The organism is Cytobacillus sp. QJM3NY_8 (assembly GCF_056173585.1).
This window is the reverse complement of record NZ_CM149681.1, coordinates 1,653,387-1,666,730: the sequence shown is the minus strand read 5'-3', so window position 1 is coordinate 1,666,730 and position 13,344 is coordinate 1,653,387. Positions and strand designations below refer to the sequence as shown.

10 protein-coding genes, 1 tRNA gene and 1 pseudogene are annotated in these 13,344 nt (G+C 36.5%); 4 read left to right on the top strand and 8 right to left on the bottom strand.

Annotated elements, in window-relative coordinates; genetic code table 11:
- Nucleotides 1-22: 22 nt before the first annotated feature.
- A complete protein-coding gene (locus AC0VZ9_RS08750) occupies nt 23-1,828 on the bottom strand; it encodes a methyl-accepting chemotaxis protein (protein WP_019381629.1) in 1,806 nt (601 codons plus the stop codon).
- 507 nt (nt 1,829-2,335) lie between these two features.
- Here AC0VZ9_RS08750 and AC0VZ9_RS08745 point away from each other — a divergent pair.
- Nucleotides 2,336-3,376: an acyltransferase family protein gene (locus tag AC0VZ9_RS08745; RefSeq protein WP_071160342.1), complete on the top strand. Its 1,041-nt coding sequence runs from the start codon at nt 2,336-2,338 to the stop codon at nt 3,374-3,376.
- A gap of 254 nt (nt 3,377-3,630) precedes the next feature.
- Nucleotides 3,631-3,704: transfer RNA gene (locus AC0VZ9_RS08740), tRNA-Arg, on the top strand.
- Between the two features lie 407 nt (nt 3,705-4,111).
- Here AC0VZ9_RS08740 and AC0VZ9_RS08735 read toward each other — a convergent pair.
- From AC0VZ9_RS08735 to AC0VZ9_RS08710, 6 genes are all read right to left on the bottom strand, one after another.
- Nucleotides 4,112-5,368: an amidohydrolase gene (locus AC0VZ9_RS08735; RefSeq protein WP_251157584.1), complete on the bottom strand. Its 1,257-nt coding sequence runs from the start codon at nt 5,366-5,368 to the stop codon at nt 4,112-4,114.
- Between the two features lie 229 nt (nt 5,369-5,597).
- Nucleotides 5,598-6,593: a type II asparaginase gene (locus AC0VZ9_RS08730; RefSeq protein ID WP_475397269.1), complete on the bottom strand. Its 996-nt coding sequence runs from the start codon at nt 6,591-6,593 to the stop codon at nt 5,598-5,600.
- 46 nt (nt 6,594-6,639) lie between these two features.
- Nucleotides 6,640-7,743: a threonine synthase gene (locus AC0VZ9_RS08725; protein WP_475397268.1), complete on the bottom strand. Its 1,104-nt coding sequence runs from the start codon at nt 7,741-7,743 to the stop codon at nt 6,640-6,642.
- Nucleotides 7,744-7,807: 64 nt separating this feature from the next.
- The gene (locus AC0VZ9_RS08720) at nt 7,808-8,182 is read right to left on the bottom strand and encodes a RidA family protein (protein ID WP_475397267.1); all 375 of its coding nucleotides are present in this window, start codon (nt 8,180-8,182) and stop codon (nt 7,808-7,810) included.
- A gap of 147 nt (nt 8,183-8,329) precedes the next feature.
- Complete coding sequence (locus AC0VZ9_RS08715) at nt 8,330-9,346, bottom strand: ornithine cyclodeaminase family protein (protein WP_252246153.1); 1,017 nt, start codon at nt 9,344-9,346, stop codon at nt 8,330-8,332.
- 101 nt (nt 9,347-9,447) lie between these two features.
- Entirely contained in the window at nt 9,448-10,554 is a 1,107-nt protein-coding gene (locus tag AC0VZ9_RS08710; protein WP_251266719.1) for a D-TA family PLP-dependent enzyme, read from the bottom strand.
- Nucleotides 10,555-10,927: 373 nt separating this feature from the next.
- On the opposite strand from AC0VZ9_RS08710, the gene AC0VZ9_RS08705 reads away from it, so the two are divergent.
- Together AC0VZ9_RS08705 and AC0VZ9_RS08700 are read left to right on the top strand one after the other, a co-directional pair.
- Nucleotides 10,928-11,578 (top strand): helix-turn-helix transcriptional regulator, encoded by a 651-nt coding sequence (locus AC0VZ9_RS08705; RefSeq protein ID WP_071160454.1) that lies wholly within the window; start codon nt 10,928-10,930, stop codon nt 11,576-11,578.
- 422 nt (nt 11,579-12,000) lie between these two features.
- Nucleotides 12,001-12,096 (top strand): annotated as a pseudogene (locus AC0VZ9_RS08700) (helix-turn-helix domain-containing protein); the annotation flags it as partial.
- A 465-nt stretch (nt 12,097-12,561) separates the two neighbouring features.
- On the opposite strand, the gene AC0VZ9_RS08695 reads toward AC0VZ9_RS08700, so the two are convergent.
- Nucleotides 12,562-13,251, bottom strand: coding sequence for an N-acetylmuramoyl-L-alanine amidase (locus tag AC0VZ9_RS08695; protein WP_475397266.1), 690 nt, complete (start codon nt 13,249-13,251; stop codon nt 12,562-12,564).
- Nucleotides 13,252-13,344: the final 93 nt, after the last annotated feature.

The following is a 13,344-nucleotide window of genomic DNA, read 5'->3' as shown; positions in this document are numbered from 1 at the left end:
GTGTAGAGAGTATGCCTGGATTTTACAATTTGAATTTTGCAATCATCTCATTTAATTGTTCTGCCAATTCCGACAAGGACTGTGCATTTTCTGAGATTTCCTCCATTGAATGGTTAGTCTGAGCCATTGATGCACTCGTTTGTTCGATGCCTGCCGCAGATTCCTCAGACACTGCGGCAATATTGCCAATGGACTGGTTCATATGGGCAGAATTAATGGATACCTGCTCGAGGCTGCGGGAAATGTCACTGACATTATTGGACATTGAGTTAACTGCCTCATAAATTTTCTGAAATGTTTGTCCTGTCAATTGAATTTGCCCGGTTCCCTTTTCAACTTGAACATAGCCTGTTTGAAGGGATGTGGCCACACTGTTTGACTCCGTTTGAATACCCCCGACAATCTTAGTGATATCTGAAACCGAGAATGATACCTGCTCAGCCAGTTTCCTCACCTCATCTGCCACTACTGCAAAACCTCTTCCATGCTCACCGGCTCTGGCAGCTTCAATTGCTGCATTTAATGCCAGAAGGTTGGTCTGGTCTGCAATTTCCTTTATAACCTTAACTAATCTGGAGATTTGTTTTGTCTGATCATCAAGTCCATTTACCTTGTCAACAGAAGACTTCATTATTTGGTTAATTAATCTCATTTGTTCCTGGGATTCTTTCATTAGCTTGTTTCCATTCTCAGTAAGCGATAGCACCTCTGTGGAAGCACTCTTTATTTCATTACCGCTGTATGAAGCTTCTTTCACTTTTTCCAGGTACTCGTCCATCATTAAAGATAAACGCGTTGCAGAACCCGCCTGATCCTCGGCTCCTCCGGACAGTTCCTGCATGGTTGAAGCCACCTGCTGACTGGCTGCTTTTACTTCATTTGCAGCAATATTCAGTTCTCCGCTTCTTTCTGTCACATACCCAGAAACTGCATTAATTTCCTGAATCATGGTCTGCAGCTTTATTTTCATGGAGTTCATGGCTCTGCTAAGCTGTGCTACTTCATCATCACCTTCATATTCCACTGAATTTGCATTGAGGTTTCCTCCTGCAATTTCATTTGAGAATTGGACAATGGCAGTTAGTTTTTTAGAAATTATACTTCCAATAAAAAGGATGCTCGCGATTCCCAGGATAGCAGAAATGATGATTGAAATACCAAGTACTATTAAAGTAAGGATAAGACCATATTTGGCAGAAGACACAGCCTTTTGCTGATCCTCCTTCATCATTCTGCCAAGGGTATTTAACTTATCAACCGTTTCAGAAATAATATTATCTGCCTGCAATTTCCCCAGCCTATATTCTCTTGCATGCTGCAGTTTTACTTCTGGCTCGATGACATCATGAAATAAACTGGTGATTTTTTGATCATTTTCATCGATTTGCCTAAAAAGGGTTTTTGATTTTGAATCGCTCAGTTCCGGAGAAATTTCCTCTTTCAATTTATTAAAATCCTCTGTCAGCTCATCAAATGTTTTTAAATGTTTGGGGTTGGAGTCAATGATAAAGTTTCCAATCGTGCTCCCTTTATGATGAAAAGTGGCCGCTGATTCTGTAATCTTAATGGCTTTTTCCCCAGAATCCTTAACAGTCTCCAGTTTTGAATTGGCAATTGTCAGCAAGAAGAAAGTTAGAACGGTGGAAACCGTGAATAGTCCAATGGTCACAAAAAGCGCAACCCCATATTTCTGGCCAAGCTTCAGGTTCCTCCACCATTTCGTGCTCGCCATTTTATTTAAATACTTGCCTATTTTAAACTTTTTTGACCTGGACGATTCTTTTCTTTCCTTATTGCCAGGTATAAATTTTCTTACCCCTTTCAACATAACTTCCCCCTTTATGATTGAACCAGATGCGAACAATTGAACTAGTATGTACCTAATTCTTTTTTACTATTCTTTCAATTCATTATAATAGAACAAAAAAGACATTTGAAGATTATTTTTCCAATTTTTCATTTTAATAAAGCCTTCCCTGCACCTATTCCCTTTAAAATCTTACCTTAAAAAACCTGATTTTCTCACGTCAGCATCAGTCATGACATACTAATCGGACTACTCCCTTTTATCTGCGACAAAAATGATTTTCTTTAAATAAAATTTGAAACAGATTTAAATTAAATCCATTCAAGCCATATAATATATGAAGTAACAAGCAATATTTATTTGTATAACAGTAATTTCTAATTAGTATGACAGCATTTTCAGAGTTAGAAGTTTTTACTTTTTCTGTAAATTAAACCTTCTATTTACACGAGAAAAGAAGTTTGCTTCATGTTAAAGTGGGTAAAGAAAGAAAGAGTATTTATGGGGGTCTTTAATAGAGGAGGACTTATGAAACAACGTGACTATTACTTCGACAACACGAAGTTTATTTTAATCTTCTTTGTCGTTTTCGGACATTTACTCCGCTCTTTTATTGAAGATAATGAAACAATCTATACTTTATATAAGGTAATCTACACGTTCCATATGCCAGCATTTATACTGGTATCCGGTTTTTTTGCAAAAGGCTTTTATAAAAAAGGCTATATAAAGAAAATTGCAAAAAAGCTCATACTGCCATATATTATTTTTCAGGTTATTTATTCGATCTTCTATTATTTTTTATATAATAAAGGCACCTTTGAGTTGGATCCTTTTAACCCGCATTGGTCTTTATGGTTCCTGATCAGTATGTTTTGCTGGAATATCATGCTTTTATTCTTTGCAAAGTATAAAGCGGTTTATTCCCTGGCAGCTGCTTTTATCATTGGGCTTGCTGTTGGATATGCCGATTGGATTTCAAACTATTTAAGTTTATCGAGAACATTTGTGTTCTTTCCTTTATTCCTATTGGGTTATTATTTAAAGAAGGAGCATTTCTATGCGCTATTCCAGCCAAAGTTCAGAATTAGTGCATTAGCAATCTTTGCTGTAGTCTTTATAGGCTTTTACCTCTATCCTGAAGTGGATTATAAGTGGCTGCTTGGCTCAAAGCCATATACTGAAATGGGGGCAGCTTCAATTGGGGCAGTCTTAACGAGATTGGGCTTTTATGTCCTAAGTTTAATAATGGTATTTAGCTTCTTTGCTTTTGTGCCCCGCAAACAATATTTCTTTACTGATTTAGGAAAAAATACACTTTATGTCTATCTGCTTCACGGATTCTTTGTACGGGTATTCAGGGAAAGTGATGTACAGGGCTTTTTCAGCAAACCGGAAAACTTCCTGCTGCTTGCCGGAATATCGCTGCTGCTGACTTTGCTTCTCTCAAGCAAACTGATTACTTCATTTGCGCAGCCTATTATAGAACTGAGAACATCACAGCTAAAGAAGCTAAAAGATAGATCAAAGGCATATGCCAGATTTTATCGTAAAAAACTTACAAGTTAGAACAGAAACCGGTCATGTATTAATGGCCGGTTTTTACTTTAGTCATAACTATTGACCATTTTTGATTATGGGATTATAATAAATAACTGTGTTATATTATTTTGTCCCAGTAGCTCAGCTAAGCGTAAACATCCCTGAATTACATCCCTGTAGCTCTGTTTCGACGCATTTGCTCCCTTGTATTGGGCTTGCAGAGGAAAAAACAGGATATACCAGTCTTATCTGCACTACAAAAAATATACTTACGCCAATATGTCCCAGTAGCTCAGCTGGATAGAGCGACAGCCTCCTAAGCTGTAGGTCGTGAGTTCGAATCTCGCCTGGGACGCTACAAAAGAAAAGCGCGAAACCCATTTATATCAAGGGTTTTGCGCTTTTTATTTTATTCAATATGTTTATTCCTAATCCTTAGAATACCAAGTTTGGGGTCGGTTTGGGGTCGAACCGATTTTTATTTATGATTTCATACCTCTAATCGGCCACTAAAGCCCCTGTTGTTGGTTAAGACATCAGTGTTGTTTAAAAAGAAAAAGCTGCCTGATTAGCAGCTAATGTTGAAGTTAAGAATCCGTTAGTTAATTACATTCATCTTCAATAACACATGAATATATTAAACATAAAAAAGTGTAATAGAGGAATCACATTAATCGGGACTTCTCAAATTTATGCTGATAAACACTTCAAATAAGTTATGATTATTCACTTTGTGACCGATAACCTAAATCCAAATAATAATTATTTTAATATTCGACGTGCAATTCGGTTAAACAATTCAACTGCATGCGGAAGAATTTCTTCTTCAATATCAAACTTTGGATTATGATGCGGTGCGGGTATAGTGGAACCTACAATCATATAAGTCCCTTTTCCCCCTAAATCTTGGACTCGTTTTATCATAAAGCTAGCATCTTCACTCCCGAGTCCTTTACCATCACCATTTCCAAATGTTGTAAATCCTTCTGCTTGCTTTGCCTCTTCTATAGTTAACTCAACCAGTTCATTGTCACAGGTAATTGGGATAGCGGCACCAATAACTTCAATTTGATGATCAAGCTCATGCATAGATGCACTGTGAGTAATGATATTTCTAACTCTCTCCTCCAAATCTTTATTCTCCTCTTCGGTAAGACCCCTAGTCTCAATATTCATTTTTGCATATTGGGGAATGATATTAGTTGCTGTTCCACCCTCTAAGATTCCTACGTTAACTCGGGTGGGTCCTGTACTAAAGCGCGGGATAGCATGTATATTTAATAAGGCGGTACTAGCACCCAACAAAGCATTTCTACCCATTTCCGGATTACCGCCTGCGTGAGCAGCAACACCATAGTAGTGAGCTATCATTTTCGTGGAGGAAAGGAAGTGCGTTGAACCACCATGGAACTCACCAGTCGGAACATCTGCACCTAGATGATGACAAAACATATAATCCACATCATCTAATAACCCCTTCTGTACAATTGCATATGCTCCGCGAACTCCTTCCTCTGCTGCCTGAAATATCAGCTTTATTGTCCCAGCAAACTGACCATCCGCCAGTTTTTCAGCGAGCCCCAAGCCTATGGCAGTATGGCCATCATGCCCACAAGCATGCATATTCCCTTCATATTTTGAACGGAAACCATTTACTTTAGGATAATGGTTCTCATCCTGACTCTCTGCAATTGGCAAGGCATCCATATCAAAACGAAATGCAACGGTAGGACCCGGTTTTATACCTTTTAAAACTCCAATTACAGTAGTATAGCCACCTTTCATTTTCTGAAGTATATTCGGATTAGCACCATCCAGTAATGCCCTTTGATATGCCATCTCTAAAACCGCATTGGATGGAACTCCTCTCATAAAATCTCCGTCCATTGCATCTCTCCCATAGATTAAATGATATCCAAGCGAGTTTAACAGCTCCACTATCTTTGAAGCCGTTCGAAATTCAGTAAATCCAACCTCAGGGTGCATATGAAACTCTCGCCTTAAAGCTATAATATCCATTTTTGATCTCCTCTACTAAATTTTTTAGAACTCTAGCATTTCCCCTCTCCTATAAAACTGGAGTTGGTCTCTTAAACCAAACTTTTTATAATAATCCACCTTATTCTTTCTGGCATTACACCATTTTTTTCACACCGTGAATCTTCGCTTCCTTCAAAAATCATTCGTTGAATGAAATCGTGAAAAATCAAATCTTTTTTTTTCATTCTTCTAAGGGACACTCAAAAAATTAGTATATATGAAAATACTGTTGAATCTCATTTTTATCATTTGTTAAGTTTAATGCTAGCATAAGAAGAATCCTTGCTTTTGGAGGATTTAATGATTCAGATACGATATATGCGTGTTGATTATCCATATCAGTACGGCTAACAATTCCCGTATTGAGTCGAGATGATCGTATGACGATAACCCCTTTGTTTATCGCATCATGAATTCCAGCCTCTGCTTCTTTAGAGATTGTATAGCCCCCAGCAGTAGTTACAATGATTCCCTTTGTATCTGCTTGAACGGCTGCGTCGTATAAATATCGTTCATCTCCTTGATGAGTATATATAATTGAAACCTTAGGCAGCTTACTAATGGAGCTAACATCAAATATGGTTTCAGTCGTATGAAGATAGGTGATATCTTTATAATAAAAATAAACTTTCCCACCAACAATTGATCCGATATAACCTTGTTCGAGAGCTTTAAACGAATCGACTGCTGTAGCATTCATTTTAGTGATATAACGTGCAGAACCAATTCGGTCATTAAGGACAACTAATACACCTTTTCCATGAGCTTCTTGATTACAAGCAACTTTTACACCATTGTAGATATTCAACGGACCATCTGCACTTATCGCTGTTGCAGGTCTTACTGCTCCAACAATCACGACTGGTTTATGGCTTTTAATCACTAAATGTAAAAAATAGGCGGTTTCTTCCAGTGTATCTGTACCATGTGTGATCACAACACCATCTATTTCTTCATCTAATAATATGTCATTGATATATTTACTCAGTGTCAATAGTCGTTCTGTTGTCATATCAACACTATCAATATTAAACAATTGTTCAACTTTTAAATTTGCAATGTTGACTAAATCCGGTACTTCTTTTAATAAGTCATCAATAGACAAAGCTCCTGGTTGATAGCCTGTGGTCATTGTACTCGAAGTTCCAGCCCCTGCAATTGTTCCACCGGTTCCAATAATTTTTATCGTTGGCTTACTTTCCATGCTTCTCTCCTATATTCTCTATTACATCCAACTAGCTCCTCTTGGTTTATTTCGATTTTATACCTGCACCACAAAGAGGTATTATTATTTTTTCATCCGATTTTTTTCCATATTTTAAATAACCGGCATAGTTGGTCGCTGATGTCACTTCAACATAAAAACCTTTTTCACTAAGCTTCTCCCGTGCTCTTAGAATCTCATCTTCTTGAATCTCAATAAATGTACCATTTGTTTCCCGTACAGCTTCTAAAATTTGTTTTGAACGTGCTGGAGCTGCAATGGCGATCCCTTCCGCTAAAGTACCTTCGTTCATAATAGGTTTCGCTGTTACCTCACCATGTTTGTAGGCATTTACAAGAGGCGCACAATTCGCTGCTTGGATAGCAATGATTTTCGGCATTCTTTCTATTAATCCATTTCCCAATAACTCTTTAAAACCATAATATGCACCAAGTAAAAGTGTACCGTTACCAACTGGAATTATTAATGCATCAGGCGCACCTTTTAATTGTTCAAAAACTTCATAAGCATATGTTTTTGTTCCTTCATAAAAGTATGGATTATACACATGACTTGCGTAAAATACATTTTCATTTTTTACTGCTTTTTGGGCAGCAGCTGCAATGTCCTCTCGTGTACCACGAATTTCTTTAATCGTTGCACCATGAGCTTTTACTTGAGCAATTTTTTTCGGGGATGTTTCGTCGCTTAAATAAATATCACAGGCAATATTACAACGTGCTGCATAAGCTGCAATCGCCGTACCTGCATTACCACTACTATCAGCAATGACCTTTGATACCCCTAATTCTTTAGCCTTCGTCATCAAAACAACGGCCCCTCGATCTTTAAAGGATAATGTAGGCATCATATAATCAACTTTTACATACGTATTTGGCTCCATAGGATCTAGAACGATTAATGGTGATTGACCTTCACCCATTGTCACGGATTCCCATGTCTTAGAATCTTTTGCGAATGGCATAGTTTCAAAATAACGCCATAATGAGTTTGGATAGTTATTCCAAGCTTTAATATCAACTTTCGGGGTATCTTTTACTATGTTTAATACTCCCCCACATTCACATTTCCATATAGTTGGTGTAATATCATGCTTTTTCCCACAACTGTTACAAATAAATTGTTTCATCGTTAATCAACCCTTTAAATGATATTAACTAGATTTTTTCATACAAAACAGGAAAAAAATATGACTAAATATATGCAATGGCATCAATTTCAATTTTGAAGCCAAAATGTAATTGATTAGTTGGTACAACGGTACGTGCTGGTTTATGTTCACCGAAAAATTCCTTAAAAACAGCATCTACTTTATCCCATAATTTCACGTCCGGAGTATATAATGTCATACGCAAAATCTTCTCTTTTTTACTTCCAGCTGCTTCTACAATCATTTCCACATTCTTAAGTGCTTGTAATGTTTCTTCTTCGATTGTGCCAAATTTCTTTTCACCGGTTTCTGGATTAATGGCAAATTGCCCTGATACATAGACAGTGTTCTGATGAACTGTTGCTAATGCATAGTGTCCATTAGATTTTAAATTTCCTACTTCAAAGATGCTTTTCATTTGATTCCCCTTAACTTGACTTATTTTTGATTTCATCCAAATAACTACTTTGGAAATGCCTAACTTAGATGCGACCTTCTCAACAGATCCTTCTTATAAACAGTTTTAATGTTGGAAACTACTAAAGCTCTTATTTTCCATTAAATATTATTCGTAAATATTTAAAAGTTTTCCTCTGCCAAGTGATATAGCTTTTTCATATACAGCGACTGCAGCAGCTGTATCTTGAATCGCACTACCTGTGGTATCAAAAATAATAATTTCCTCAGAATTTGTTCGTCCATCAATTTTACCAGTAACAATATCCCCAAATTCTCCATAAACATCCCCAGTAGACATTAGATTTGCATCCATAGCATGATGGAGCTCTCCTACATGTGCACATTGTTCTAGAATATCCACAACTAGTTTTCCACTTGCCAAAAGTTGCGGGTCAAGTTCTTGTTTATCTGGGCTGTCTGCACCAACTGCAGAAATGAAGGTCCCAGGGCGAACATACTCTTCGTGCAGAAAGAATTTTTTTGCAGAAGTACAAGTAATAATAATATCGCTTTTAGGTGCAACATCGGCTAAATTATCAGTAGCCTCAATGTTCACTTTAAGCTCCTCTGACATTTCTTTCGAAAATTTTTCTATCTTGTTCTGGTTAGTTCCCCATACGTATACTTGAGAGATAGAAGAAATGACATTCATAAGAGCCTTCAGCTGAACTCTCGCTTGGTTTCCACTGCCACAAATAGTGACTGTTGATGAGTCTGAACGGGCAAGATATTTTGCTGCCACTGCTGTTGTTGCAGCAGTACGCTTTGAGGTGATTTCCGTTGAGTCCATGATGGATAAGGGTCTCCCATTCGAACCATCAAACAGTATAATCAATCCGATAATGTTTGGTAAGCCGAATTTGGTGCAATTTCCGAAAAATCCGCCATTTGCTTTCAGTGCAAAATACGTCTTGTCAATTTTAAGTCCGCCACTCTTAATATGAAATTCTCCGTCTTCTACATCCGCGTGCATTAATCCTGGAACTAGAGCTCGACCTTCAGACCATTTTCTAAAAGCACTCTCCATTGCCGTTAAGTAATCATTAGATGAAATCATGGAGGCAATTTCAGACCTACTAAGAAGTAGAAACTCAGTGTTTCCCATTGCACTTAAATCGATCATTGTAACTCATCCTTTCCATTATCAAATTTGTGAATAAACTGATTCAATCAGTCCAAACTCTATAAGAGATCTTATAATTGAAACTGAGAATACAAAATTATTTACTGCAGTTTTGCCCGGCAGTCGATAGGGATTTCTTCAACAACTTCGCCTTTGGAAAGCAAATAAGCTTTTTCATATAAATTACAAACCGGACAAATATGGTTTGGGATAATTTGTACTTTATCTCCAATATTTACTTGATTACGGAAATCTCCATTGTAAATGATCGCATGTTCGTCGAAAACACCGTGAATATAGACATCTTCAAACTCCTTTATACGCCCCAAACCATTTGTGGTTGTATGGCCCTCGCTTCGTGTTTGGGCTGTAATTCCTTTTGCCCCAACATCTGTAATCACCCGTTCATTAGTAGGTTTACTGATGATTGTTGTAAGGACCGATGCTGCACATCGCTCATATGTGCCAATAACGTTTGCCTGTGAGGAATCCATTAAAATATAGGTACCAGGCCTAATTTCAGTAACCCCGTCCGGTATCTCGAAATTGAGCATGAAAGGAGGAGTCGAGCCAATACTTATTACTTCAGGTTTAACTCCCATCTCTTCTGCTATTCTTGCAAAGTGCAAGGTTCGGTTTACACTTTCAAGATAAAGCTCTTTACATTCATCAATGTTTTCAGCTTTGTAGGAATGCCCATCATGTGAAAAAATCCCTCTAAGTTCAACATGTTTACAAGCCTTTACGTTTTCTAATAGTGTTCTGAAATCACTTTCTTCAATAATCCCTGAGCGTTGTTCTCCTACTTCAATTTCAATTAGAACCTGGGCTTTTTTCTCTGCTCCTTTGAATACTTCTTCAATTTCAGTTACATGGTAAATATTATCTATACCAAACGAGATATCGATGGTCTCAGCTAATTTTCTAATTCGTTGAATTTTTGATTTTCCAACAATCTCATTGGCAATAAAGATGTTTTTCAAGCCGTTTTTAGCCATAATTTCAGCCTCACCGACTTTTGCTACTGTAATTCCAACTGCGCCTAATTCTTCTTGTAATCTAGCAAGCTTAGGCATTTTATGAGTTTTGGTATGTGGACGTAAATGTACTTTATGTTCATTAGCGTAATTTTGCATGAAGCGAAGATTATCCATCATTATTTCTCTATCAATTAAAAGTGCTGGTGTATCTAACTCAACATATTTCATTTTATCGGCTCCTTTTTATTTTTTTGACAAGCTTGTGGGAGTGAGTATTTTCATGGTTGCAATTGAGTAGGTAGGATTTAAAAAACTTTTTTATCAACTAACCGATGACCAAAGTAGTAATTAGTTTAAGTTAATTGTAAAAATTACAAAGGAGATTAACTATTCAATTCAAGAAAAGAAAATTTTATATATTTTAAATTGAAAACACATAAAAAATTATATAAAATAAAACTAAATCATTATTATTTATTAAAATTATATAAAAAGTTATACAAAAGTCAACACAATAAGGATTTTTATATAAAAAAATATATATTTCATGTTAGAAATGATTCAAATAAATAGATATCGTTTAAAAAGAAGGGACCATCTTATGAATATCAATAATAAAGAATTAAAAAAGTACATCCCAATCGCTAATTTAATCGCAAAGACTTTTGGACGGAATTGTGAGGTCGTCATTCATGACTTAACCGTTCCTCAAAACTCAGTGATTTACGCTGTTAATAATCATGTAACAGGAAGAAAAGTTGGACAGGCTTTCGATCACCTAGTGAAGCAAGTGCTTCTATCTAGTAAATTTGAGAACGATTATTTGGCAAATTATAAAATACGTACCGACGATGGAAAGGAAATAAAATCATCTACTGCTTTAATTAGAGATTCGAACGAAAAAGTTATTGGGGCACTTTGTGTTAATTATAGTTTGGAAAGCATGATTCATTTTAAGGAATTTCTAGATGATTTTATGGGTATTGGACAAGATGAGGAAGAAAAAGAAAAAGAAAATGTGGAACTTATGGAAAATGTAGTAGAAATTGCAGACGATTTAATAGATCGCATTATTGCCAATTACGGAACCGAAGAGTTAAAAAGAAAAGAAAAAATTAAATTAATCAAGTTTATGGATGAGAAAGGGATATTTCTAATCAAAGGATCTGTAGATAAAGTGGCAGAAAAGCTTGGTATTTCAAAAGTTACCGTATACAGTTATTTGGATGAAATAAAAAAAACAATTGACTGAGAAATGAAAAAACCAGTTTTATATAACTGGTTTACAGTGTAGACAAAAGGCATTTGGAAATGTCCTCATTTTCCAAACGCCTTTTAATTTTATAGATAATTTTTTTCCCTATTTAAGAATGATATTACTGAGAATGTGAAGGAAATCAATCCTGAAGGCTGCTTTGCCGTTTTAATACTTATATTCTATAATGAGTTTTGCAACTGTAAAGTTGCTATGACTAGATAAGCCCTTTCTTCGGATGGAGCTTTTTATATTGCCTGCTGGATTAAAGTCAGGTAATTCTTGCCGAAATAATTATTGGGTGATAACATGTATGGAAGTATAGGTATCAATTTAAGAATGTTAAGGTTCGAAAAGAACAAGACTCAAAAAGAAGTAGCAGAAGCTACTGGGATCTATATTAAAAACTCAGTTACTACGAATGTAACAAAATTAATCCCTCACTGGAGGACCTTGAAAAGTTGGCGAGATATTATGGAGTACCCGGGGAGAAAATTAAAGATGTAATATACTAAAGCCCCTCTCGAGTGAGTAGGGTTTTTAATATTGATTGCTAAAAAGCGACCTATCGTTTTCCCTGTTTTCTCTTTCTGTCAAGAACCCAACAATGAACCCAAACCATATAATTGAAGCCACAACCGCGACGCCAGCTGCACCTATATAGATTAAATACCAAACCAGAACGCTGAAGAAAACTGTAACTGCCAGGCAAGTAACTATATATAAAAGATATAAAATCTTTCATTCCTCCTTTATAAACAACTAATACGCTAAAAATAACACAAAGGGTTCTTGAATAATTTGATTGTTCCAAAGTGGAACTTTTTGTTTATGAAAAAAATAATGCCCCGGATTGTTCATCCAGGGCTGACCTTTAGATTAGTTTGCACGAAATATTCCTGCCTACTAATCCATCAATTGCTAAACCATGATGGGCTTGATTTTCCATAACCACTCTCGATCGAAAAAGGGTTTATTTATTATTTGACACGTAAGCGCTGACCAACATAGATAGTATAGTCTGCATCAAGATTGTTCCAATCCCGGACCTGCTGGATTGTGCTCCCATAGGTTCTGCTTAAAGAATATACAGTATCTCCAGATACAACAGTGTGGTAGACCGCTGAACTCTTCTTGGGAAGATTAAAGCTCTTCACAATTCCATTAACATGTCCACGGGCTAAATTTTCAATAAATGTGCTTGATTTTAACTTTGTTGCATCATTGGCATTGTCAATAAATCCATTTTCAGTTAACAAAGCAGGCATCAATGTTTCACGAAGTACATGGAAGTTTGCCTGCTTTTTACCGCGATCATAATAATCTACCAACTTAATTACTTCAGCATGAATATTGTTTTGGTAGGTGGTCGTAGGTGCTCCAACTCCTGGATAAACATAGTCTTCATATCCTGTTCCCCCGCCTGCGTTTATATGAACTGACAAGAAGTAATCAGCTCCCCATGCATTGGCAGCATTTGTACGCTCAGATAAAGATACTGTTTGATCTCCAGTTCGGCTCATACGGATGGAAATATTATCATATTCAAGGGTTAGAATATCTTTTATACGTGTAGCGATTTGAAGTGTTAAATTCTTTTCCTGAAGACCATTTCCTACTGCACCTGGATCAGTGCCGCCGTGACCTGGATCAATAAAAAGTTTTACCATATTTAAATCACCTCTAATAATATTTTTATTCACAAATCTATTAACTGCTTGTACTGCTGTCCTTAACTCACATGACCCTCACCCCCTTTAAGG

Coding starts and splice junctions, on each gene's coding strand:
- AC0VZ9_RS08750 (WP_019381629.1), bottom strand. CDS start 1,828: ATGTTGAAAGGGGTAAGAAAATTTATACCTGGCAATAAGGAAAGAAAA.
- AC0VZ9_RS08745 (WP_071160342.1), top strand. CDS start 2,336: ATGAAACAACGTGACTATTACTTCGACAACACGAAGTTTATTTTAATC.
- AC0VZ9_RS08735 (WP_251157584.1), bottom strand. CDS start 5,368: ATGGATATTATAGCTTTAAGGCGAGAGTTTCATATGCACCCTGAGGTT.
- AC0VZ9_RS08730 (WP_475397269.1), bottom strand. CDS start 6,593: ATGGAAAGTAAGCCAACGATAAAAATTATTGGAACCGGTGGAACAATT.
- AC0VZ9_RS08725 (WP_475397268.1), bottom strand. CDS start 7,743: ATGAAACAATTTATTTGTAACAGTTGTGGGAAAAAGCATGATATTACA.
- AC0VZ9_RS08720 (WP_475397267.1), bottom strand. CDS start 8,182: ATGAAAAGCATCTTTGAAGTAGGAAATTTAAAATCTAATGGACACTAT.
- AC0VZ9_RS08715 (WP_252246153.1), bottom strand. CDS start 9,346: ATGATCGATTTAAGTGCAATGGGAAACACTGAGTTTCTACTTCTTAGT.
- AC0VZ9_RS08710 (WP_251266719.1), bottom strand. CDS start 10,554: ATGAAATATGTTGAGTTAGATACACCAGCACTTTTAATTGATAGAGAA.
- AC0VZ9_RS08705 (WP_071160454.1), top strand. CDS start 10,928: ATGAATATCAATAATAAAGAATTAAAAAAGTACATCCCAATCGCTAAT.
- AC0VZ9_RS08695 (WP_475397266.1), bottom strand. CDS start 13,251: ATGGTAAAACTTTTTATTGATCCAGGTCACGGCGGCACTGATCCAGGT.